Consider the following 22736-nt stretch of genomic DNA (forward strand, 5'->3'; position numbering starts at 1 on the left):
ATCAGACTGATCGAGTTTAGTAATTAATGAGTTGCCGATTCAGGCGCTCCGGCGCGAGATGACAATAGATTGGCGCGAAGTTCTTTTGCGGTTTCGCATCGCCACTCTGGCTGAAAACCACAAAAGGTTCCTGGCTTGCGTTCCACGGCGTCCATTGCGGAAGCCCCGGCCCATTCGGATCGCCGGTCTTTGCAAAGTTAGTCCAGTAGCCTTGCATCGTTTGAGCCAGCTTTTGATCTGTCGCGTTAAACGGAAGCCAACTGAACGTCCGCGCCTGGAAGGTACCGAACACGTAAGGAAGCTCGAGCGAGTGGAACGCGCGAAGCTCCGACTCTCCTTTGCCTGGGACCGAGCGATCGAATCTGTAGACATACGCTCGTTGCCCGGCTCTCGTGGTGAGGGCGGCCTCCGCCCCCACGGGGCACGCACCGAGAATGTCGTTGCTTGCCTGATCAACTGCCGGACTTCCGTGCACCATAATGCGCCCCGTGTAAGTAGCGACTGCAAAGTCAGTCCAGCTTCCGTAAAGCGGCCGAGCCAGATCCGCAAATTGTTTCAGTTGATCGCTGAATCGCGGCTTCGGAACAGGCTGATGTGCACTCTTTACCGCCTCGGCTGCCACCACGCGAAACGCGGAAAATTCGCGTGCATTCACTCCGGCCAGCAATGCGACCGGCTGAATCTTTCCCGAGGCGAAGGCCTTCGCCGGCGACTCCCAGAGCACCCACCCATCCACGATCGATGCGTTGGGATCGTAGCCCTTGAACTGTGTTGCGATCAGCCGGTTTTCAATGTCCGTGACTTGCGCAGCCGGCAAGCTTCGCAGCGCCTGCAGTTGCGATCCGGACTTGCCGCCCATCGCATCTTTTCCAACCGCCACGCCAAGAGGCTCCATCTCCGCAACGCTCCGCTCACGCCCGAGTCCAAAGGCGGCCCCGCTCTCCGCGATAACCCTGCGAAATAAATCCTTTGTCAGTGCGGACGTCATCAGCGTCGTCGCGTCGATCGATCCAGCAGACTCCCCAAAGAGCGTCACGTTCCCAGCGTCGCCGCCAAACGCATTGATGTTCTGCTGAACCCATTTGAGCGCCGCAATCTGATCGAGCAGGCCGTAGTTGCCCGAACTGTGATGAGGCGACTCAGCCGTCAGCTCTGGATGAGCGAAGAAGCCCATGACTCCGAGTCGATAGTTGATCGTGACAACCACTACGCCATGTGCGGCCAGTACACTCCCGTCGTAACCGGGTTCCGTCCCGCTGCCAACCCTGTTGCTCCCGCCATGTAGCCACACCATTACCGGAAGATGCGCCCCCGCCTGGAGTTTCGGCGTCCAAACGTTCAGGTAAAGGCAGTCCTCCGATGGGTCCAGCGTCTGCCGGATCAGCGTGACGCCATATGCCGCCGCCAGGGGCAGCATGAAATTGTCAGTGCCAGCCGCGTTTTGCATGCACGGGTGCGAAGGCGCAGTTGCATCTCGAACGCCTTTCCACGGAGTCACCGCCTGCGGCTCACGCCACCGCAAAGGTCCAACGGGTGCGGCCGCAAACGGTACACCTTCAAACACGGCGATGCTCCCGCGTTGCATCCCCTGCAGCGCACCGCTGGCGATCTGCACCACTGGTCCCGTCGGCGCGGTATGCTGCGGCTTCCCGCCCGACGCGAGAATGATCGGAACCGCGAGCCAAAAACCTGAAATCCGCATTGCAAGAGCCCTTCCCTGGCGGCAAGTCGGCAGAGCTCGCCGATTCATGAATCACGATAACTGATAGCCGCTTGTACTCGCAGGCTACCTTTTCAATTTCTTTACAGCCTCTGCACAGCAGCTCGAAAGAATATTTAGCCTTCACTTCACGCCATTGATGCGCATCCACGTCCGGCGTATCTTACGGCCATGCTCAAGAACCGCTCCGTCCCCGTCGAGACCGTACTTCCCCATGTCACTTATCAGGATCTTGCTCAGGCCATCGACTGGCTGACCACGACCTTTGGCTTCGTGGAGCATTACCGCTATGGCGATCCGGTCCAGGGCGCTCAGTTGCATCTCGGCGACGCCTTCATCATGGTCAATGCCGCGCGATCCGGCCGATCGAGTCCCGCGGCTTTGGGCAGCGATACGCAAAGCCTCACCATCTTCATCGAAGACGTTGAATCTCATTACGCGCACTCATGCACGGCCAAAGCCAAAATTGTTGAGGAGTTGCACGAGACCGTCTACGGGGAGTTTCAATACGGCGTAGAGGATATTGAGGGGCATCACTGGCTATTCTCGCGCCATGTCCACGATGTAAGCCCCGAGGCGTGGGGAGCAATCATCGCTCACCCTCTCAAATAGCGCTGCATGGATACTCATCCTTGCGGTCTGATTCAACCGCAAGGATGAGTAAACAAGACTATCTGCTGGGTGCAGTTGCGGGCGGCGGAGTTGCCGGTGCTGTTGCCGGTGCGGGCTCGGTCGCTGCTGGCGCCACTGGAGCAACTGTCGTCGCCGGCGCAGCCGTAGTCGTGGACTGATCCTTCGCCATTTTGCGAATGTACGCAACCAGGTTGTGGACGTTTTCGTTGCTTGCACGCCCTTCGTCCTCCGGGGGCATCTTTCCCTTGCCCTTGCGAATAGCGTCAAAGAGGGCCTGGTCCGACATGGTGGATAGCGACTTCGGGTCGGTCCAGTCTAGAAGATTCAGTTGCATATCCTTGGCCAGATCAGTCTTTCCGTCACCGCTCGAATTGTGGCAAAGCGCACAATCTTGTTCATAAAGCTTCTTGGCCTTAGCGTGAGCTTCGGGGGAAAGTTTGGCGCCATTTTTGGCGCTGGGAGCCGTAGCCGTGTCCTGTGGCGAGCGGGCTGGTGCGGAGGCGGAGGCGAGTACAAGCAAGACAACCGCCGCGAAGAGCAAGAACGACTTAAGCATAATTGTCTCCTCAGTTGCAGATGTCGGGGATTGGCAACGTGCAGCTGTTCAGTTTTTATTCGACAGCATTATAGGCCCATTTGAAAGTGAGTTGCATCACGTCGTATCGTCGAGCAGGGTTGTCGAGTTGATTACCGCTCTTCGCCGCTCCCCTGCTGTGGTATACGTTTCCACATGTTTCAACTCCGCTTCGTTCTCGCGCTCAGTCTGGCATTAATCCCTTCTGCAATCCGCGCAACGTACGCCCAAGACCCCGCACCCACACCACCCATGGGATGGAATAGCTGGGATGCCTACGGCCTCACCATCAACGAAGCCGACTACCGCGCCAATACAACCGTGCTCGCGGGCATACGCCAGATGGGATGGCAGTACTCCGTCATCGACGAAGGCTGGTACATGCACGATCCTTTCGCCGACTCCGTCGAGGCGCACAAATATCTCTGGGACGAAAACGGAATCTTGATTCCCGACCCGGCTCGATTCCCTTCCGCTGCCAACAACGCCGGATTCAAGCCTCTGGCCGACTGGGTTCACACTCAGGGCCTTAAGTTCGGCATTCACATCGTTCGTGGAATCCCCCGCCAGGTGGTCGCGCAGAACCTGCCCATCGCTGGCTCCGGCTTTCACGCTGCCGACGCAGCCGACCAGCAATCCCCTTGCCCGTGGGATCAGGGCAATTGGGGTGTAGCCGACAATCCCGCTGGGCAGGCCTACTACGACTCGATGCTCAAGCTCTACGCAGATTGGGGTCTCGACTATATCAAGGTCGACTGCATTAGCGATCATCCCTACCGCCCCACTGAGATCCGCCAGATTGCCGAAGCGATTCGCAAAACCGGCCGCTCCATCGTCCTCAGCCTTTCGCCCGGCCCAACGCAACTCGAGCATGCCGCTGAGATCGCCAAATATGCCCAGATGTGGCGCATTACCGACGACCACTGGGACGGTTGGTCCTTCCCGCACAAAGCGCCATCCGAGTACCCCTTTGGCCTCAAGGATGAATTCGACCGCATCGCTCAATGGACGCCCTACGTCAAACCGAGCAACTGGCCAGATCCCGACATGCTGCCAGAAGGCTACCTGGGCCCTCATCCCGGCAAGGATCAGGCACGCCAGTCAGCCTACACACCCGATGAACAGCGCACCGAATTCACTCTCTGGGCTATCTCTCGCTCACCGCTTATCCTTGGCACCAACTTGACGAAGCTCGATGACTTCACCCGCTCTCTCATCACCAACAAGGAAGTCACCGACCTCAATCAGCAGGCTGTCGAATCCAAGCCCGGCCTGCTGCCCAAACAACCTTCCGGCAAACCATTCGTTCAGCGTTACTGGTACGCGCGCACCGGCGGACCCAACCCGAAGCGCTACATTGCCGTCTTCAATTTGGCGGACGCCACCACCTCATCCAACCTGCCTTGGATGCTCTTCTCCCTCGAAAACAAACCCTACGCCCTTTACGACGTCTGGAACCGGAAGCACATCCCGCGCGCTAAGTCGCTACACATCGTCCTGCCCGCGCACGGCTGCGCTCTGTTCCGCATCGAGTGACTTCCATGAATCGGCGCACTGTGTTGCGAGGACTAACCGCAGTCATAAGCCTGCGTAGCTTCACGTGGGCCTTGCCCGGCACAGGTGAGAAGCTTGCAACAGCAGCGCGAGCGCAAGTCGGCGTCACCACCGGCTACGACCCGACGTGGACAGCCATCCGCTACCCCAACGGCGACGTGCCCCGTTCAACTGGTGTATGCGCAGATGTTGTAATTCGCGCCGCACGCGATGCGCTCGGCCTCGATCTTCAACAGCTTGTCCACGAAGACATGTTGAGGAATTTCGATGCCTATCCCGCTCGCCGGGTCTGGGGTTCTCAACGGCCTGATACCAATATCGACCACCGCCGCGTGCTTAATCTCGAAGCATTCTTCCAACGCAACGGAGCCTGCCTATGGCGCTCCGCGGTTCCGACGTCCGGTGATGGCTTCCCCAGACAGCTTGAATCCGGCGACATCGTGACTTGGCTGCTCGATGCGCGTCTGCCGCACATCGGCATCGTCGTGGCATCGCCCGGCGACAGCTCTGCAACCTCTGCAGGACGAAATACCCAATGCCAGGTGGTGCATAATATAGGCCGCGGCGCGGAACAGTCTGTGCTGACCGAATTTCACCCTCATCGAGCAATCGGCCATTATCGTTGGCCGACAAAAAAGTAGCGGCCTGCTCATCGTTCTGTCCTTGCTCATAAGTGCATATTCGAACTGGTTCAGCGGATCGTCGAAAATTCACCACAACTGCAGCCTTCAAGTACTACAACGCTGCCCAGCGTTCCAACCCGCAGATTCCAAACAGCAAATTCTGCCAATAGTTTTGCAGAGTATTTCGTTCGTATAAGGCACAATCATCTGGACCGACGAATGTCTGTGATCCGTATCCACAGACGGAATAAGGGGTACCCCCCTGTTAAATTTGCAGTTTTCTACAAAAATCTTGCAGAGAATTAGACGCCGAATATACGACCAAATTCGTCCGTCGCGGCATGTCTTAACTGAAATCCGTCCGGACGAATAGCTCAGGGGTGAGGTGCGACGGTTGGTTGATTCGGAGGTTTCCGGATGACGCGGGTTACCGTCATCGCAAGAATGAGTTCGGAGCCGGGAGCGAGCTGAATTCTGCTGTTGTCGCTGGTGATTTTGTCACTGCAATCGGGGCCTGCGGTTGGCAGGAGTTTTAGATTGGGAATGCCGACAACGATTCCCGGATGAATAGTGTGCGGTGGGCCACCGGGATTGAGGTCCTCATCGAGAGCGCTGGTGCCGAAAACAGCCTGACCGATCTGGCGAACGCCTCCTGAGACTTCGACGGGCGCCTCGTCGTGCATATGGTGTGACTCGCCGGGAGGGCCGACCACCGCGATCACTCTTAATTTGAGGGGCTGTTCATTGCGGTGATTGCAGTCGGCCCGGTCGAAAGCGAGCGAGAGTTCCGTGAAGTCAGGGTTCTTGGAGGATGTGACCGACATGATGCGAGCGTATACGACGGAGTCGACGTCGAGGGAACAGGTCGGATAAAAGAATGGGCGCGCGATCTTGAACCAGATATCTTTCCCGGGCTTGAGGTGAGCCGTGTCGAGACCTGTGACTTTCGCCTCGATAGCAGCCTGAGAGGAGATGGCGACATTGGCCATTGGAGCACATGAAACAGCAGGGATTGCGGCGCCCGTCTGAGACGGAGCTGGAGCAGCGGTCGACTGTGCTGGTGCAATCAAGGATGAAAACAGTAAGGCTGCAGACACTAGGATGTGAATGCGGGAACGGTGAATGAGCAGCATGAACGGCGCCCCGTGGTGTGATTTGAATTGGCGGTCTACAAGTCTATGACGTGCGAGGGCGGCACTTGGTTAACAGAGATTGCTTGCCCTGATCGCGGTTTAATCCGAAAACTACTCCGCAAGCAACTTCCAGCAGCCATCGCCAACTTCACGCCGCCAAGCACTCGATCAATGCGAACTCACCGCATTTCTCAACTGCGGTTCCAGCGCATTCGCGGCTCCGTGCCCGCGCCACACCACATTTCCCTGCGCATCCAGCAGCATCACCTGCGGCTCCTGAGGGTTCGAAACCGCAAAATATGCCTGCCACAACTTGTCATCCTGCGTCAGCACCACGCTGCGTTGCTGCTCCTCGCTACTCATCCCCTTGCGCATCGCGCTCTTGATCATGCCGCGAAATAACCCCGGTGCGCCCTCCAGCATGGCAACCTCGTACACATCCACGCCCGCCAGCGACGGATCCGCTCGGATGGCTTTCATCCAGTCGCCGCATCCCATTCCGCCATCGTGGCTGAACCCCGCCACCAGCACCGCGGCATGTCCTCGCAACGCATCCGACAGCACAATCTTCTTTCCACTCAGCGTCTCGCCTGCTGTCGCCGGTATCGTGGGTACCTGTGACTGCAATAAGGCAGCGAGCGCCGACAACGTCACCCAAACAAAAACCGAGTACAACCGCATGAGACCTCCGCCAGATCAATCCACTCAACATCAAACCCGACAACACTGAGACAGGCGCACTTTTCGAGAATACGCAACCGAGATCAACCCGGTTCTGGCCTTTCAACCCCACACCAGCCTCGTGTGCGAAACTGGAGAGTCCCGCGCGAGTGCCTTACCCCAGGAGTTTCGCCCGGCAAGGTTAACTGATGCCCGTTCTTCGTTCCGCTTTCATCGCACTCTCTCACAATCGTCCTCTCCGCAAATTTGCCGAGCACTCAACCGTCGGCAGCAAGCTCAGTTCCCGCTTTGTAGCCGGACTCGAGATAGAAGACGCACTCCGCGTCTGCTCCCAGGTGAACCAGCAGGGCATGCACGTTACCCTCGACTCTCTTGGCGAAAGCGTCTCCACCGCAGCTGAAGCGCACCGCGCGGCAGATATTTATCACAACCTGCTTGACCAGATCGCATCTCGCAAGCTCGATTCCAACATCAGCGTCAAGCTTACCCAGATGGGCCTCACGCAGGATCCTGCGCTGGCTGAAGGAATCGCCACCAGCCTCGCGCAACACGCGCAGGCTACGGGCAACTTCGTTCGCATCGACATGGAAGACTCTGCCCTCACGCAGGTCACGCTCGACATCGTGCGCCGCATCCATTCCCGGCCGGAATTGAACGGCTCAATCGGCATTGTCATTCAGTCTTACCTCTACCGTTCGCAGGCTGATATCGAGCAACTCATCGCCGAAGGAATTCGCGTCCGTTTGTGCAAAGGCGCCTATAAGGAGCCAGCCGAGGTCGCATTCCCAAAGAAGTCCGACGTCGACCTTAATTACATCAAGCTCGGCAACATGCTGTTGCAAAGCCCCATCTACCATGGCCTCGCCACCCACGACGAAAAAATGATTGAAGCCGCGAAAAGCTTCGCGCAGTCTCGCAAGATTGACCGGAGCCATTTCGAATTCCAGATGCTTTTTGGAGTGCGTCGCGACCTGCAGCGCAAGCTTGTTGCCGAAGGTTACAACGTAAGGGTCTACATCCCCTTTGGCCGCGAGTGGTATCCCTACTTCATGCGTCGCTTGGCAGAGCGCCCCGCCAACGTCTTTTTCATCGCCAAACAAATGTTCCGTCAATAGACACGGCACAGAGGTTACTCAGCTTTGGTCCACTAATGGCGGCTTTTGCCGTGCGCGCTTGCCGCGAAACCGGACCATCCTCACTTTTCTGCAGATCGGGCACTCCCATGGATAGAATCCAAGGCGCGGCCAGAACCAATCCTGCATAAAACCGTATCGAGGCAACCGCCGCATCTGCGGCCTTCCACAATCGGGGCAAGTTAAGTGATTAGTGCCCTGCTCGTCTTTTACTGGAATATCAACGGACATTTAGATTCTCACTGCATCGCACCGCACACGGCAGACTGAGTCATTTTTACTCCACAGCCGGACCAAACACCTCAGCGGTGTGCGCTTCAAATAATTGGGGAGATGCTCCCTTGTAACCGAGCGAGCCCTTCCATTGCAAGCCCAGCAAGCGCGCGTGCAAGAATCGGAGACGCATTCAGCGAGTCCGGACGTTCCAGGCAGACACCAAGTTTCGATGCATATTCCTTGAATGCGATGTCCACGTCGTAAAGGATCTCGACATGGTCGCACAAAAAACCAATGGGCTGCAGAATCAGGATCTTCACGCCCTCATTGGCAATCGCCGTAAGCGTCTCTTCAACCGTAGGTCCGATCCACGGGCCACCACTCGCACCCTGGCTCTGGAAGGCAAACCACCACTTTGGAATTCCGGGAACGCGCTGAGCGACAAGTTCGGCTGTGCGTTTCGCCTCTTGCGCGTAAGGATCGGCTCCCTCGCCGGGCCAGAGCTTTGGCTGCCCTTCACTTGCCGCTGGCGATTGCACTGTACGGCAAGGCACACTGTGTGCGGTGAACAGCACTGGAACGAAAGACCCAGTCTCTTCCAGCAGTCGTTCTTCCGCCACACGTAGCCTGTCGGCAAAAGCATCTGCCAACAACGGATTTTGTGCCCAACCCTCGGTGAAATCGATCTTCACGGGGCCAGCCTCTGCCTGCACCGCACGCCTATAGAGTCCGACGCTGGTCCGTGAATTTTGTGGCGCAAGGCAGATCACCGCAGCTTCCTCAACGCCATCCGCACGCATCTCGCGTACTACGTCCGGGATGTATGGCTTCCAGTTCCGCATCCCCACGTACACCTGCGCGTCGATGCCTTGAATTGCTAATTCAACTTCCAACAAGCGGCCCTGTTCCAGAGTGATCTCGGTCAGCGGACTGCGCCCTATCAACGAATAGCGATGTTTGATCTCCTCGATCACATGCTCCGGCAACGGTCTCCCGCTCACCACGTTGCGAAGATAATCTGGAATCTGCTCGATGGTCTCCGGAGTTCCATGAGCCAGGAGCAACACCGCTTGCTTAGGCATCCTGGTTCTCCAGCCGGAAATCTCGCACCATCTTCACCACAGCCTGCACGTTTTCTACTGGCGTCTGCGGAACGATGCCGTGACCAAGGTTGAAGATGTGGCCCGGACGTCCATTCGCGGCGCGAAGGATCTCCTTCACGCGAAGCTCAATCACTTCGATTGGTGCAAACAGAGTAATGGGATCGAGATTCCCCTGGACCGCATGCGCCGGTCCTACCTCTCGCCAACCCACATCCAACGGTTGGCGCCAGTCGAGACCGATCACATCAGCTCCCGTCGCTGCCATCTGTGTCAAAAGTCCAGCGGTTTCGACTCCAAAGTAGATTACCGGCACGCCCATCTGCTGCACTGCGCGAACTAAACGCTTCGACGCTTCGAATGCGTAGTCTCGATAGTCTTCAAGACCCAGGGAACCGACCCAGCTGTCAAAGATCTGGATCACGTCTGCACCAGCTTGCACCTGTAGCCTGCAATACTCTTCGAGCACTATGAATATTTTGTCGAGCAGCGCGCGCCACGTGGGTGTGTCGCCATACATCATCTGTTTGGTATGGATATAGTTTCGCGAGCCGCCGCCCTCGATCATGTAACTGGCCAGGGTGTAGGGTGCCCCGCAGAAACCGATCACACCGAGCCGATCGCCAAAATGCGCTGCGACTTTTTCAATCGCTCGAGCCACATAGGCTAGATCGCCGGCACGGTCAATTCGCAACGCCCTCACATCTTCGGCAGTGCGCACTGGATGATGTACCACCGGCCCTTCGCCCGCCTGAAATTCAAACGGCAGACCCATCGGCTCGAGCGGCAACAGCAGGTCCGCAAAAATGATGGCTGCGTCGACGCCGAGCTTTTCAGCCGCGGTAATGGTTACCTCGGCAGCCAGTTCCGGCTGCTTGCAGATTTCCACCAGCGTGTGGTGCTTGCGCACATCTCGGTATTCCTGCATATAACGCCCTGCCTGGCGCAAGAACCAGACTGGCGTGCGATCCACCGGCTTGCGCAGACAGGCTCGCACAAATCGTGTGCCCTCGAGAATCGTCTCCTCGGCGGAGGGGGTATTCCCAACAATATCCATATAAATCAATTCTAAAGGCCGCGCCTCTGTCATTGCCTTTTGACAAAAATATCCTTGGGGCAAATTGCGTGCACACCCACATTTCCGTCCACAAGTTGGGTAATATCGATGTCCACTGCCACACTGGTTAGCATATAGGCGTCGTCGCGGGAGAGGTGCTTCTCTGTAACCAGGAAGTCGATCATGTTGCGTACGGCCATCTCGGTAGCCGTTTTCAGATCGGCACTGAATCCCATGCTGATGTAGCTGGTAGGGGTTTCGGCGCGCGGCCAGAGAAGGTGCTGGTCTTTGTGGACCACAAAGCGAAACGTGCCCGTCAGGAATGTCTCCAGCGCCGTGATATCGACCTCGCCGTTGCCTTGTCCGGCATGGCCGTCGCCGGTTTCAAAAAGCGCTCCTGGGGCGTGGACGGGGATGAAAAGCGTAGTCCCGGCTACTAATTCCTTGTTGTCGATGTTGCCCGCATGCATCCACGGCGGAGCGCTGTCGTAACGCCCGGCCGATTCAGGAGGAGCCACGCCCATACTGCCAAAGAAAGGGTGAAGAGGAATGTCGATACCTGGAGCGAAGTGGGCAATCATCTTCTCGCGATCGAGGGGAATAATCTTGCGCCGCCCGTAAGGAAAGTCATTGGGCAAGAATCCGCGTCCGACCGAGAATCCGTTGCAGGCGAACGGCACGTCAATGTCGATCTTTACGATCTGGACCTCGAGAACATCTCCCGGCTCGGCCTCGGCGATCGCGATCGGCCCGGTGAGGATATGTCCTCCAGGGCCGCGATCCTTGACCTGGTCGTAGATCGTCGCGTTATAAGCGGGAATGTCCTTGGCTGCTACACCGCCAGCCTCGAGCCGGTCGTTCGGTCCGCAGGTGGAGAGGGTTTGAATGCGCACGGTGTCGCCAGAATGAACGGTCAACACGGGCTTGGCCTTCGACCAGTAGTAACCCCACGCAACGGTTGAGGGAGTTGCCGGCAAAAACGCCGGACCTGTTTGCGCAGACGCAGTTTCAGTTAAGACTGCAACCATCGCAAGAAAGACTAAAAAACGCATGAGTACACCCCGACATTAGGATCGCTATGATTCCGCTGGAAGTACTTGATAGGACGGCTTGAAAGCTGCAGAGGAGATGATGAATCGAGATGAATTCTACCCATCTGAAGGGGAAGATGGGAAAATGCAGCGGCTGGTCAGCACCCGAACAAGCTTTACCTGGGTGATGACATATCTAATAAAACCGTAACCTCGACTTACAAATGCAGGGTCGGCCATTTGCCCCCGACGCGCTTTAATTCAAACGTCCTCCCATGCACTTCGAGTGAATAAGTTCCATCCGGCGGGCTCTGTGAGGCCTCGGTGATGCGCAGGCTGGTCCATACGGATACGCTGGGTTTCTCATGAGACAACCTGGTCACGAGCGCTACGGTGCAATCACCTTCGAAGGCATCCCCTCTTAGAATGCCGCGGAGATGGTCGGTTGTGTGCTTCTCTTTCTTGCCCTTCTCCATACGCTCCTTTTGGATACGAACCCTTAGCCTTGAGCAGAACGAACCGGTACGATTCCCGGTTTCGGCTTATCTTACTTCAACCGGCCGCAGCCTCGGAATTCTCGAGTCCTGACGGCGTAGCATTATAGATAATCCGCTGAAATGGCCCATCCGGTCCCGGTATCAATAAGGGCCCAGTTCACGACAATGCACTCTCACTTACGAAACTGTGATCGGATAATCCAGGTTGAAAGGGAAGATCAATTCCGCCTCGGTCGCGACCGGCTTGCCGTTGACTGTAGCCGGCTGAAAGCGCCAGGTCTTCACAGTTTCCAGCACAATCTTGTCCAACCGGTTGCCCAAACCCTTCACGAGGTTTTCGCTTACAACCTGGCCAAAGGCGTCGACACTCACGTCTACAACGATCTTCTCTTCCGACGACGGAAGCAGCGACCTGTCGCTGACCGGCGGATGAGGCGAAAAGACCGGGAACGCGGGATGAATGTCCTGGGCATCACTTCCGTTGCCGGTTAACGCTGTCGAAGACCCATCGCCATGATGAGGAGTTTTAGTAGAGCCGCCACCCGACTTTTTGAGCGCCGGGACTTGCATCGGGATGTCAGTCTTTTTTGCTGCGTCGGTGTTGGGCGTAGGTTCCTGGGTGTGCGCCGCGAATTGAGAAACCGGCAGGGTGATTCGGATCGCATGAGAGCCACCAGAAAGAGCTAACTGCGCAACCACCTGCGTCTTAACAGGTTCAATGATCCTGATGGTGGGTCGGGAACCGAATAAGAGCGCAAAACAAAAGAAAGAAGCGCGCAGGGCGAGGGAGAACGTAATCGCGCGTAATAGGCGTCTTGAACGTTCGGCTGGAGATCGCATCTTGACCTCGCCTGGGGAGATTCGTGAGTTGATTGTCGCATAAACTTGCAAATTCGAGTGTTTCAACCTAACCCGTGCACTTACACAGTTAGAGGGGTCGAGACCGGTATCGGTCCCGGTGGCAAGTGACGTTAGGAATGCGCGGAGCGAATTCAGAGTGCCCTTCGTCACTAAGAAATACTCGACTTTCGATATACTGGGGTCACACAAAACTCTTCATTCATGGTGGTGCCTGTCTCTTGCGTTTTCTAACAAGAAGCTGGAAGTTTGTTGAAGTGGTGGCGTTGTCCTCAGCGGCGGTCTTGCTGGTTGGCAACACTGGGTTTGCTCTTCGTTGCAAGGTAGACCAGCACCAGATGGATAAGCTAGTGAACTTTGCTGTCCAGCGCCAAAATGCGTGCCAGCGACTGGGTTTACTGTGGGAAGCCGATGACCAGGAGCGGCAATACAAGCCGGGAACCAGTGCGGGCACGAACGAGACGATAGGGCCGATTGCCGGGTTTGTTATGGATGTCACGGAAAACGAGTTTGGCCACGCGCAAGGTCAATGTCATGCGGTCAAGGCGAGCTACAGAGAACTTGTAGCCCAGTATTAGGGCTGACCGGACATTGATCCAGTTCTAACTCGCTCGAATCCAAGTCCTTGGGGAACATTGCGATAAACGGTATTCTGTTTCCTCCGCGACCTTCAAGTGAGCGAAACCACGACTATTCGCTCCGCAGTGTTTCCAACGGATCGGCGAGCGCGGCGCGCCGAGCGGGGATCAACGTGGCGAGAGAACCGCTTAGTGCGAGTACGACGCTGGCTGCCACGATGGCCAGTAAGTTGGCACTGACCGAGCCGTAAAGAAAATGGCTGGCTGTACGCACCGCGAGAACAGATAAAACTGCACCAGGAAGAATTCCTGCAAGAAGGATGCGCGCTGTTTGCCCGACGATAAGCATCTGAATGTGTCGGCGCGTGGCTCCGAGGGCAATACGGATGCCGAACTCGCTTTTGCGGCGCGCAGTACGCGATGACATGACCCCATAAAAACCGATGGCGACAAGCAACAGCGTTAGGCTCGCATACACCCCTGCGAGCCGGGCAAGAAGTTTCTCGGTACCGAGGTTGCCATTCAGTTCGATGGCGAAGGGGACGATTTCATTGATGGGCAGAGTGGGATCGACTTCGTGAAGCGCCTGAAGAACGCGATCGGATAATTGCACGGGGTCGCCGACGGTGCGTACGCGAATGGAATGGACGGGCGCGGGATTCTGATCATTGCTCATGTAGACGATGGGCGGGGCATCCTGCTGAGGGCCGTTCACGAGTGCATCCGCCACTTCACCTATGATCAGGAACTTGTGGTCATTCGGAGCGGGTTCGTAACCGACCCATTGGCCAATTGGGTCGGCATCTCCGAAGAGCTGGCGCGCATAGGAGCGGCTGATGATGGCGACAAGTTGCGTCTTTTGGGTATCGGCAGGAGTGAAATCGCGTCCGCGCAAGAGCGGGATACCAATGGTGGCGAAGAAGCCGGGGCCAACATGATCTTCCTCTCCATGCACCTGACCATTGGTCAGGTCGCTGCGACCATGAACGTAGAGGGCCGTATTCCAGATTCCCTGCAGGCTGCCGCGCATTTCAACTGCTGCGCTGCGCACACCGGGTAGAGCTTGAAGACGCTGCTGCATCTGGCGTAGCAGAGCAGGAAGACTCTCGCGGTTATCGACGTACCTTTTCTGCTCCATGTCGATGTGAACGGAGAGGACGTGCTCGCGATCCATGCCGACGTCGACGGTCTCCCAATGGACAAGCGTAGCGGCAAAACAGGCTGACATGGTGGAAAGAAGGAGCGACAGACTGACTTGCGCGGCTAGCAGTAGATTTGATCTCCATCGCTGGCTTGCGGTCTGTGAGACGCCAGCCACCTTCGCTCGCGAACCTGCCGCGTGCGCAACGTTGCCTCGTATAAAGAAGAAGGCAGGAAGAACACTGAAGGAAAAGAACGAAAACAACATTAGCGCGATCCCGAAGCTAGAGACGAGCAGATTTGGATGCAGATCGATGGTAAGAAGCCATCCGCGACTAGACGCCCAGCGAACAAGGATGGCGCTGGACAGGCGGCCAACGACGAAAGCGAGTACCGAGCCGACTACGACGACAATGGTGTCTTCGAGAACGATTTGACGCAGCAGCCGACCACGACTTGCGCCGAGAGCCAGACGGACGCCCAGTTCGTGAGCGCGCGTATGAAGTCGGGCCAATTGGAGATTCGCAAGATTCAAGCATCCGACAAGAAAAATAGAGGCGGAGAGCGCCATGAGCAGCACAAGAGGAGCTGAGAATGTTTGGCGGATGCCACCGTGACCATGATTGGCCGGTACGAGTTCGGTCGTTGCGCGCAGTCGTGCGGCTTTGACAGGGAGGTCGGCCGTAGCTTCTGTCATCAGGACACGATCCTGCTGAAAGGCATGGTCCCACCGGGCGATGACGGCAGCGCGATGGCTGCGAGGGATGCGCGCCGTAAGCGTGAGCCAGAAGATGGTGGGCTGGTTATACCAGGGCTTGCCGAGCGTGACGTCGTGGCCGGGTCCAAGCGAGTCAAACCCGGTGTCGAATCCGCCGGTGCTTTGGAGTGCGAGAGGGACCCAGATATCGGGTGCGTAGCCTGTGGAGAGGCCGAGAAAACGCCGGTGGGCTACGCCGATCACGACGAAGGGACGGCCATTGAGCAGCATGCGTTGGCCGACGGCCTGCTGTGCGGAGCCAAAGGTGTTGCGGGCAAAGTCGAAGCGAAGAACAGCGGGCCACTCGCCTTGCTGCTGGCTTGCATCAGCCTGAATAAAGAGCCGGCCAGCTGCAGGAGTAACGCCGAGCCCGCTGAAGTAATTGTCAGAGACGAGCTCGCATGAAAGTTTGGTCACGGCGCGATTGGGAAGCTCAAGATCAGCCTGGCCCGAGTCGGCGCTGGCGATCAGTGGAACGTCAGGAGTGGATGCGCGAAGCCGCTGGTAGGCGGGATAGGAGACCATCCAGTCTTCATCGAAGGGCGTGAGCGCGGCGTGAACGCCCACAAGATCTTCAGGATGAGCGACCGGCAGGTCGGCCAGGATCACACTATAGAGAAGTTGGAAGACACCCAGGTTGGCGCCGATGCCGAAGGCCAGCGTAAGCAGCGCGGTTGCGGTAAATGCGGGAGAGCGGCGAAGCTGGCGAAGTGCGTAGCGGAAATCGTGAAGCAGGTTTTCCAGCCACAGCCAACCCCAGCGATCGCGCGTGATGTCCTGGATGAGAGGCACATTGCCGAATTCACGAAGGGCCGCAGCGCGAGCATGTGCGGGATCTTCTCCGCGAGCAACACGTTCGGCAATCGCCATTTGCAGATGCGACTCAAACTCTTCGGACAGGTTTACTTTGGCCCGGTCCCACCGCAAGAGTCTCACCGCTGCATCTCCGGCTCCATGATCGCGGCGATAGCGCGAACCAATTGAAGCCACCGCTGGTGGTCAGCGGTGAGTTGCTTTTTGCCGAGGACGGTGAGTTGGTAATACTTGGCGCGTTGCTTGCTTTCTGTGAGCTTCCACTCTGACTCTACCCATTTCTGCCGTTCGAGACGGTGAAGAGCGGGATAAAGAGATCCGGTCTCCACGTTGAGTACTTCGGCGGAACGGGTGCGGATCTGTTGTGCGACGGCGTAACCGTGCATAGGCTCGCAGCGCAATGCCTGAAGGATAAGCATGTCCAGCGTTCCCTGGAGGAGTTCGATCCGGTTTTGGTACTTTGAACCTTCGGCCATATGGACGTAGACATTCTACGTCCATTCATCACAAGCCGTCCATTGGGCGTTAGTGACTTCCGCCGGGTTGCGGAGCAGCAGGTCGAAGTGCGGATTGAGGAACCTCAAGTGTTCCTGCACGATTGGTGCTTGGGTCGTAGACGCCGGCACGGAGATAGACGTCGCCTGGCGGCATATCAAAATCGAAGTGGAATGGAATGCCTGAGCTCGTCGCGATTCCCATCTGATCAGGTCGGATCGCAAGGTTGACGGAGCGGACGAGCCAGTTAAGACTGCCTCCGCTCTGGCTGTATGCAACGAGCGCAACCTCAACGGGTGCGCGACGAACTCCATCGGGACCCTGCACCAGATTCAGATTTTGTGGCGAGAGAAAGAAGCGCACGCTGTACCGCTTAAACGGCGGTTTGAGAGCTGGGTTGTCCCCATCGGGAGGCGCAGCGTCGAATTTGGTGGTGTCGGGTTCGACCAGGAGTCGGAAGTGGAGATCGGCGAAGTTGGGCATACCGCGATCCATCAGCGGGCGGAGCGGATCTTTTGCGGGCTCCGCGGATGCGGTCTTGATCTCGCCCGGCGTGCGTTCGAAGTAGTTGCGGTGATAAGAGAGCTTGTAGTTTGCATCCTTCAGATGAACAGTGATTTTGCGTTCGCGTCCGATTTCTTTTGGATCGGTTGGCGTATAAGCAACGGTGTAGTAGCTGGAGCCGTTTTGGATGTCGTCAGCGAGGGCGCCTTTGAGGTCGTTGTTGTGCATCGCCTTCCCGCCTGTTGCATTGGCCCAATTCTCTGACGAGATGAACGCGAAGTACGGATCATTGGGGGCAGCGGTGCCAGCAAGCCCGGTAGTTCCCGGTACAAGGCTGCCTCCTGAGTCCTGACCTGCACCCCCGATATCAGCATTCGGAGCAGAAACCCCGCCAGTATCGATCGGATAGACAGAGACTCGTGCTGCGGCAAGGGCGTCAATTGTCTTCTTTATCTGGTCTTCATATGGGCAGCCAATTTTGGATGAGGTTATCCCGGGGAGACAGAGCGGAAAGGACCCTACAAACCAGATGAGATTCTTGCGCCCGGGAACGGCAGAGACGTAGTGGGCTATGGCCTGAAGCGCATCGAGCGTAATGAGAAGTTGTTGATTTTTTTGTTCCGCTGTTGAAGTGGCAAGAAAGTCCTGCAGGTCAGCGATCATCTGGGCGAGTTGAGCACCGCCATTTGCTCCTGGACCACCGGGGTCTGAGGTCATCGTAGAAAGATTATTGAGCGACGTCGTTTGAGTAGCGAGTTCGTTCGGGGTTGCTTCAAGCGCAACCTCGGTGGGTTTGCCGGCGAGTTTTTCAACCGAAGCACGCAGAAGGGTCGCATCGTCTGTGAATCCCTGGATGATGCGAAGACGGTCGCCCAGCAGAAACACGCCAACACGGATCCCGGGTGGTATGGTGCCCAGGTATTTGACGATCCGCTGCCGCGCGTACGCCTGATCCTGAATGGTCGTGTTGAGGGCATCCATGAGCAGAATGTTGATGGCCTGATTAGGTTCGGTCGTGGGCACATTAGTAAAAGTGTTGGGGGGTAGAGGTGGAGCGGGTTGCACAGGGGCGGACGCGGAAGGAAAATGCGGTTCAAAGAACTCGATGGCCTGGGGTTTGCCGTTTTCTAGTATTTCGAAGTCTTCTTTATGGAGGCCGGGGACGGCAGTGCCCTTCTTGTCAGTAACGACAATGTCGACCAGCACGTTGCGCACATTGATCTGCAGCGGTTCGCTCGTAGGCTCATTGTTTTCGGTTTGTGCAAAACCGAGCGAGGGAACGAGAACGGTGGAGACAATGGCAATAAGGGCAACAGCCGGAGTTCGGAAGCTGAGCATGATTTGCGCCTCGAATGTGACTAAGAACTATAGCATTAGACGGTTGTCGCGGCGGTGATGGATGCATCGATTTTCTGGAATGACGGTGCCAATTTGAGGGAGGAGGGCGGGTGTGGTTCACTGATGGAGGTCCTTAGACTGCGGTAGTCTTGCCCTTCAGGAGAATCCAGCCCAACATGCTCAAGCCGCAACAACTTTCCTTCAGACTTCTGGCTGCATTGGTCCTTTCCGTGGCTTGTGCACGAGCGCAGCAAACCACAACCGTGCAGGCGCCAGCGGAAGATTATGTCAGGTCGCACTATACGAAGTATGAGTTCCGCATTCCGATGCGGGATGGAAAGCACCTATTCACGGCCGTGTATGTTCCGAAAGATATGAACGGAGGGCCTTATCCGTTTCTGATGGATCGCACACCTTACAGCGTCGGGCCCTACGGAGAAGATCAGTATCCGAAGAACCTCGGGCCTTCTTCTGAATTTGAGAAAAGCGGTTACATCTTCGTCTACCAGGACGTGCGCGGGCGGTGGATGAGCGAGGGCGAGTTTATCGAGATGCGTCCGCACATCGATAACAAGAAGGGCCCGCAGGATGTGGACGATGCTTCTGATACCTATGACACGATCGAGTTCCTGCTGAAGCATGTGCCGAACAACAACGGCAAGGTGGGCATCTGGGGGATTTCGTATCCGGGGTTTTATACCTCGGCCTCGATGATCGACTCGCATCCAGCGCTGGTGGCGGCGAGTCCGCAGGCGCCGATGACAGATTTGTTCCTTGGAGATGACGGGTACCACGGCGGAGCGTTCATGCTGTCGGCGAATTTTGGGTTCTACGCCTTTTTTCAGCCGCAGAAGGAGCCGCAGACGCCGAAGGAAACAGTGCCGTTTGATTTCGGCACGCCGGACAGCTACGAGTTTTATTTGAAAGCCGGGAACATCATGAACCTGGACAAGCTGTATTTGAAAGGTTCGAACTTTCTTTTTAATGATCAAGCCAAACACACCACTTACGACGCTTACTGGCAGGCGCGAGATTTGTCGCGGCACATGAAGAACGTTAAGTGCGCGGTGCTGGTAGTGGGCGGATGGTATGACGCCGAGGATTTGAGTGGACCATACCGGACGTTTTATGCGACCTCTAAGATGAATCCCGAGACGCCGACGACGCTTGTGGAAGGGCCGTGGGTGCATGGCGGATGGGCGCGTGGTGATGGATCGCACCTGGGCGATGTGCAGTTCGGGTCGAATACTTCGGAGTATTTTCGGCAAAACGTGCAGTTCCCTTTCTTCGAGCACTATCTGAAGGGAAAGGGCGCGGCGCAGCCGAAAGCGGTGGTGTTCGAGACCGGAGCAAATGTGTGGCGGCATTTTGATGAATGGCCCCCGAAGATTGCAAAGGCGAAGATGCTGTACTTCCATGCAAATGGAAAACTCAGCTTCGACGCCCCTACGGAAGTGCAGAGCCGGGATGACTATGAGAGCGATCCGAATCATCCAGTGCCTTTTGTGGGGTACACGACCGATACGGTTCCCCAGCGCTACATGGTGGATGATCAGCGATTCGCAAGTTACAGGCCAGACGTGTTGACATACGAAAGCGACCCTCTGGAAGAAGACGTGACGATTGCGGGTCCAATTTCGCCGAAACTCAAAGTAGCTAGTTCGAGTACGGATTCAGATTTCGATGTCAAGCTGATTGATGTTTACCCAAATGACTATCCTGAAGCTGAGGAGACCGGCGCTCCCAAGAAACGCGTGCTGGATGCACCACCGGTGCACATGGGCGGATATCAACAATTGCTGAGGGGCGAGCCGTTTCGGGCGAAGTTTAGAAACAGCTGGGAGAAACCCGAGCCGCTGGTGCCGGAAAAGACAACTGAAATCAACTTCACGATGCCGGACTTGTTTCACACGTTTCGTCGCGGCCACCGGATCATGGTGCAGGTTCAGAGCAGTTGGTTTCCATTGACGGATCGTAATCCTCAAGTCTTTACAGACATTCCCAACACTCCGCCAGAGCAGTTTACGAAGGCAACAGAGCAGGTGTTTCATCAGAAGGATGCGGCATCGGGAGTCGAAGTGATGGTGATGCCGAAAGACTAGTGATCAGTGGTCAGAACTATCTACCAGAGATCAGATCTAATTTTCGTTGTTCAACTTTGTGAGGTGTTTCGATGTCGTATTGTTTCCGTCGTTGCGTTCAGGTCTTAGTTGTGGCTTTGCTTGCTGCGGCACCAGTGATCCGCGCCGAAGAGGGCATGTGGACCTTTGATAACCCGCCGCTTAAGCAGCTGGCGGCGAAGTACAACTTCCACCCGACGCAGGAATGGCTGGACCATTTGCGTTTATCAAGCGTGCGATTGAATGACGGCGGATCGGGATCGTTTGTGAGTCCCGATGGACTGCTGCTGACAAACCATCACGTAGCGCGCGGGCAACTGCAGAAGAATTCAACCGCGGAACATGATTACTTGCTAAACGGGTTCTATGCAGCAACGCCAGACCAGGAGATGAAATCGCCCGACCTCGAGATCAATGTGCTGGTGAGCATGGAAGACGTCACCGCAAAGGTACAGGGTGCAGCCAAAGGAGTCAGCGACGAGAAGCAAGCTTTAAAAGCACGCGAGGCAGCGATTGCGGCAATCACCAAGGAAGGCAAAGACAAGACCGGATTGCGCTCAGACGTGGTGTCGTTTTACAACGGCGGCGAGTACTGGCTGTATCAGTACAAGGTTTATACGGATGTGCGGCTGGTGTTTGCGCCGGAACAGCAGGCGGCGTTTTTTGGCGGCGATCCCGATAACTTTACCTATCCACGCTACGACCTGGATATGGCGCTTTTTCGCGTTTACGACAACGGCAAGCCATTGCACACTGACAATTTTCTAAAGTGGAGCGCGAAAGGCGCTGCACCCGGCGAGCTGATCTTCATCTCCGGCCATCCGGGTTCAACTTCGCGACAGGACACGATGGCGCAGTTGCTCGTAGAACGGGATGTGGTTGAACCGGCAGTAACGGATTACTTAAAACGGCGCATTGCCGCAGCGCAGGAGTACGCGGCAAAGGGACCCGAGCAGGCTCGCCAGGTTGGTTCGACTATCTTTGGACTGCAGAACAGCTTGAAGGTCTATGTGGGCCGGACAGAAGCTTTGGCCGACAAGAATTTGATCGCGAAGAAGCAGGCGGATGAGGACGACTTCCGCAAGAAGGTTGCCGCAAACCCAGAATGGCAAAAGGAGTTCGGGGGAGCGTGGGAAACAATCGCGAAGGCGGAGGAACTGGTGAAGCCGGAGTTCCGATATCAGATCTATCGACGAACCGACAGCCGGCTTTTCTCGATTGCGCTGTTGCTGGTGCAGTATGCGGCGGAGATGAAAAAGCCTGATGGCGAGAGGCTGGCGCAGTTCCACGATGCGAACCTGCAGTCTCTCAAATTCCAACTGCTTTCGCCGGCTCCGATCACTACGGATACGGAAAAGCTGTTCATGAAAACGGCGCTGGGTCTTGGCGCGGAGAAGCTGGGAAAAGACGATCCGTATGTACAGGCTGTATTGCACGGCGGTCCGGTAGATACCACCGTAGACTCGATGGTTGACGGCACGAAACTGGGCGACGTGGCTGTGCGCAAAGCCCTGATGGACGGTGGTGAGGCTGCAATTGCAGCTTCTACCGATCCGATGATTGTGGCGGCGCGTCGTGTTGATCCGATTGTGCGCGCATCACAAAAGAAGATGCGCGACACGGTTTCGAGCGTCGTGACGCCTGCAGGCGAAAAGCTGGGTAAGGCGCGGTTTCTGGTGTATGGGAAAAACGCCTATCCCGACGCCACATTTACCCTGCGTCTGAGCTACGGAACGGTCGATGGGTATCCCTACAACGGAACAGTTGCCCCGCCAATTACCACCTTTTATGGACTCTATGATCGTGCGGATAGCTTCGGAAACAAGGCTCCGTTCGATCTGACGCCGAAAGAAGCGGCGGCGCTGGGCAAAATTGAGTTGTCAACGCCACTCGATTTCGTTTCGACGGGAGACATCATTGGCGGCAACTCGGGTTCGCCTGTGGTGAATCATGCAGGCGAGTTGGTGGGGCTGATCTTTGACGGCAACATTGAGTCGTTGGCAGGCGATTTCGTATACGACGGCACGAAGAATCGCGCGGTGGCGGTTCACTCATCAGGAATGATTGAGGGGTTGCGCAAGCTTTATGGCGCGGACGCTCTGGCAGATGAGTTGCAGGGAAAGAAGTAAGTTCTGAATTTTTGGTATCGCGTTCTTCTTTCTGAGAGGGAGCCTTTTGGGC

The 22736-nt window shown here is 56.5% G+C and carries 18 protein-coding genes; 7 read left to right on the plus strand and 11 right to left on the minus strand.

Going from position 1 to position 22736, the window contains the following annotated elements; all coding sequences use genetic code 11:
• Nucleotides 1-16: 16 nt before the first annotated feature.
• Nucleotides 17-1702 (minus strand): carboxylesterase family protein, encoded by a 1686-nt coding sequence (locus P8935_RS20815; RefSeq protein WP_348262234.1) that lies wholly within the window; start codon nucleotides 1700-1702, stop codon nucleotides 17-19.
• A 189-nt stretch (nucleotides 1703-1891) separates the two neighbouring features.
• Between P8935_RS20815 and P8935_RS20820 the strand changes: the two genes are divergently transcribed.
• Entirely contained in the window at nucleotides 1892-2332 is a 441-nt protein-coding gene (locus tag P8935_RS20820) for a VOC family protein (protein ID WP_348262235.1), read from the plus strand.
• A 58-nt stretch (nucleotides 2333-2390) separates the two neighbouring features.
• Here P8935_RS20820 and P8935_RS20825 read toward each other — a convergent pair whose 3' ends face one another.
• The gene (locus P8935_RS20825) at nucleotides 2391-2909 is read right to left on the minus strand and encodes a cytochrome c (protein WP_348262236.1); all 519 of its coding nucleotides are present in this window, start codon (nucleotides 2907-2909) and stop codon (nucleotides 2391-2393) included.
• A 174-nt stretch (nucleotides 2910-3083) separates the two neighbouring features.
• Between P8935_RS20825 and P8935_RS20830 the strand changes: the two genes are divergently transcribed.
• Complete coding sequence (locus tag P8935_RS20830; protein ID WP_348262237.1) at nucleotides 3084-4463, plus strand: glycoside hydrolase family 27 protein; 1380 nt, start codon at nucleotides 3084-3086, stop codon at nucleotides 4461-4463.
• Between the two features lie 5 nt (nucleotides 4464-4468).
• On the plus strand, nucleotides 4469-5122 hold the full coding sequence (locus tag P8935_RS20835; RefSeq protein WP_348262238.1) for a DUF1287 domain-containing protein: 654 nt from the start codon (nucleotides 4469-4471) through the stop codon (nucleotides 5120-5122).
• Nucleotides 5123-5478: 356 nt separating this feature from the next.
• On the opposite strand, the gene P8935_RS20840 is transcribed toward P8935_RS20835, so the two are convergent.
• Nucleotides 5479-6093, minus strand: a complete 615-nt coding sequence (locus tag P8935_RS20840) for a hypothetical protein (protein ID WP_348262239.1) — start codon at nucleotides 6091-6093, stop codon at nucleotides 5479-5481.
• 312 nt (nucleotides 6094-6405) lie between these two features.
• Nucleotides 6406-6918 carry a hypothetical protein gene (locus tag P8935_RS20845; protein WP_348262240.1) on the minus strand — a complete coding sequence of 171 codons (513 nt, stop codon included), beginning with the start codon at nucleotides 6916-6918 and terminating at the stop codon, nucleotides 6406-6408.
• A 188-nt stretch (nucleotides 6919-7106) separates the two neighbouring features.
• Between P8935_RS20845 and P8935_RS20850 the strand changes: the two genes are divergently transcribed.
• Complete coding sequence (locus P8935_RS20850; RefSeq protein WP_348262241.1) at nucleotides 7107-8033, plus strand: proline dehydrogenase family protein; 927 nt, start codon at nucleotides 7107-7109, stop codon at nucleotides 8031-8033.
• Between the two features lie 335 nt (nucleotides 8034-8368).
• On the opposite strand, the gene hemH is transcribed toward P8935_RS20850, so the two are convergent.
• From hemH to P8935_RS20870, 4 genes are all read right to left on the minus strand, one after another.
• Nucleotides 8369-9349 (minus strand): ferrochelatase, encoded by a 981-nt coding sequence (hemH, locus tag P8935_RS20855; protein WP_348262242.1) that lies wholly within the window; start codon nucleotides 9347-9349, stop codon nucleotides 8369-8371.
• Nucleotides 9342-10424, minus strand: a complete 1083-nt coding sequence (gene hemE / locus P8935_RS20860) for a uroporphyrinogen decarboxylase (RefSeq protein WP_348262243.1) — start codon at nucleotides 10422-10424, stop codon at nucleotides 9342-9344. The genes hemH and hemE overlap by 8 nt, the downstream gene beginning before the upstream one ends.
• Nucleotides 10425-10453: 29 nt before the next feature.
• On the minus strand, nucleotides 10454-11476 hold the full coding sequence (locus P8935_RS20865; protein WP_348262244.1) for an acetamidase/formamidase family protein: 1023 nt from the start codon (nucleotides 11474-11476) through the stop codon (nucleotides 10454-10456).
• A gap of 653 nt (nucleotides 11477-12129) precedes the next feature.
• Entirely contained in the window at nucleotides 12130-12792 is a 663-nt protein-coding gene (locus P8935_RS20870) for a TonB family protein (RefSeq protein WP_348262245.1), read from the minus strand.
• A gap of 275 nt (nucleotides 12793-13067) precedes the next feature.
• Here P8935_RS20870 and P8935_RS20875 point away from each other — a divergent pair, with 275 nt between their 5' ends.
• Nucleotides 13068-13388, plus strand: a complete 321-nt coding sequence (locus tag P8935_RS20875; protein WP_348262246.1) for a hypothetical protein — start codon at nucleotides 13068-13070, stop codon at nucleotides 13386-13388.
• A 112-nt stretch (nucleotides 13389-13500) separates the two neighbouring features.
• On the opposite strand, the gene P8935_RS20880 is transcribed toward P8935_RS20875, so the two are convergent.
• The 3 genes from P8935_RS20880 to P8935_RS20890 are packed head-to-tail and all read right to left on the minus strand — an operon-like array spanning nucleotide 13501 to nucleotide 18435.
• The gene (locus tag P8935_RS20880; protein WP_348262247.1) at nucleotides 13501-16221 is read right to left on the minus strand and encodes an ABC transporter permease; all 2721 of its coding nucleotides are present in this window, start codon (nucleotides 16219-16221) and stop codon (nucleotides 13501-13503) included.
• A complete protein-coding gene (locus tag P8935_RS20885) occupies nucleotides 16218-16574 on the minus strand; it encodes a PadR family transcriptional regulator (protein ID WP_348262248.1) in 357 nt (118 codons plus the stop codon). Before P8935_RS20885 ends, P8935_RS20880 begins: the two co-directional genes overlap by 4 nt.
• Before the next feature lie 49 nt (nucleotides 16575-16623).
• Nucleotides 16624-18435 (minus strand): VWA domain-containing protein, encoded by a 1812-nt coding sequence (locus P8935_RS20890; protein WP_348262249.1) that lies wholly within the window; start codon nucleotides 18433-18435, stop codon nucleotides 16624-16626.
• 176 nt (nucleotides 18436-18611) lie between these two features.
• Between P8935_RS20890 and P8935_RS20895 the strand changes: the two genes are divergently transcribed.
• Together P8935_RS20895 and P8935_RS20900 are read left to right on the plus strand one after the other, a co-directional pair.
• Entirely contained in the window at nucleotides 18612-20537 is a 1926-nt protein-coding gene (locus P8935_RS20895; RefSeq protein WP_348262250.1) for a CocE/NonD family hydrolase, read from the plus strand.
• Nucleotides 20538-20608: 71 nt separating this feature from the next.
• The gene (locus tag P8935_RS20900; RefSeq protein WP_348262251.1) at nucleotides 20609-22684 is read left to right on the plus strand and encodes a S46 family peptidase; all 2076 of its coding nucleotides are present in this window, start codon (nucleotides 20609-20611) and stop codon (nucleotides 22682-22684) included.
• The last annotated feature ends 52 nt before the right edge of the window (nucleotides 22685-22736 follow it).

Source organism: Telmatobacter sp. DSM 110680 (assembly GCF_039994875.1).
Taxonomy (GTDB): Bacteria; Acidobacteriota; Terriglobia; order Terriglobales; family Acidobacteriaceae; genus Telmatobacter.

What these genes read in the sequence shown, in the direction of transcription:
- P8935_RS20890 (WP_348262249.1), bottom strand. Translation starts at nt 18,435, where the DNA reads ATGCTCAGCTTCCGAACTCCGGCTGTTGCCCTTATTGCCATTGTCTCC.
- P8935_RS20830 (WP_348262237.1), top strand. Translation starts at nt 3,084, where the DNA reads ATGTTTCAACTCCGCTTCGTTCTCGCGCTCAGTCTGGCATTAATCCCT.
- P8935_RS20845 (WP_348262240.1), bottom strand. Translation starts at nt 6,918, where the DNA reads ATGCGGTTGTACTCGGTTTTTGTTTGGGTGACGTTGTCGGCGCTCGCT.
- P8935_RS20820 (WP_348262235.1), top strand. Translation starts at nt 1,892, where the DNA reads ATGCTCAAGAACCGCTCCGTCCCCGTCGAGACCGTACTTCCCCATGTC.
- P8935_RS20835 (WP_348262238.1), top strand. Translation starts at nt 4,469, where the DNA reads ATGAATCGGCGCACTGTGTTGCGAGGACTAACCGCAGTCATAAGCCTG.
- P8935_RS20865 (WP_348262244.1), bottom strand. Translation starts at nt 11,476, where the DNA reads ATGCGTTTTTTAGTCTTTCTTGCGATGGTTGCAGTCTTAACTGAAACT.
- hemE (WP_348262243.1), bottom strand. Translation starts at nt 10,424, where the DNA reads ATGGATATTGTTGGGAATACCCCCTCCGCCGAGGAGACGATTCTCGAG.
- hemH (WP_348262242.1), bottom strand. Translation starts at nt 9,349, where the DNA reads ATGCCTAAGCAAGCGGTGTTGCTCCTGGCTCATGGAACTCCGGAGACC.
- P8935_RS20840 (WP_348262239.1), bottom strand. Translation starts at nt 6,093, where the DNA reads ATGGCCAATGTCGCCATCTCCTCTCAGGCTGCTATCGAGGCGAAAGTC.
- P8935_RS20895 (WP_348262250.1), top strand. Translation starts at nt 18,612, where the DNA reads ATGCTCAAGCCGCAACAACTTTCCTTCAGACTTCTGGCTGCATTGGTC.
- P8935_RS20870 (WP_348262245.1), bottom strand. Translation starts at nt 12,792, where the DNA reads ATGCGATCTCCAGCCGAACGTTCAAGACGCCTATTACGCGCGATTACG.
- P8935_RS20815 (WP_348262234.1), bottom strand. Translation starts at nt 1,702, where the DNA reads ATGCGGATTTCAGGTTTTTGGCTCGCGGTTCCGATCATTCTCGCGTCG.
- P8935_RS20885 (WP_348262248.1), bottom strand. Translation starts at nt 16,574, where the DNA reads ATGGCCGAAGGTTCAAAGTACCAAAACCGGATCGAACTCCTCCAGGGA.
- P8935_RS20900 (WP_348262251.1), top strand. Translation starts at nt 20,609, where the DNA reads ATGTCGTATTGTTTCCGTCGTTGCGTTCAGGTCTTAGTTGTGGCTTTG.
- P8935_RS20850 (WP_348262241.1), top strand. Translation starts at nt 7,107, where the DNA reads ATGCCCGTTCTTCGTTCCGCTTTCATCGCACTCTCTCACAATCGTCCT.
- P8935_RS20825 (WP_348262236.1), bottom strand. Translation starts at nt 2,909, where the DNA reads ATGCTTAAGTCGTTCTTGCTCTTCGCGGCGGTTGTCTTGCTTGTACTC.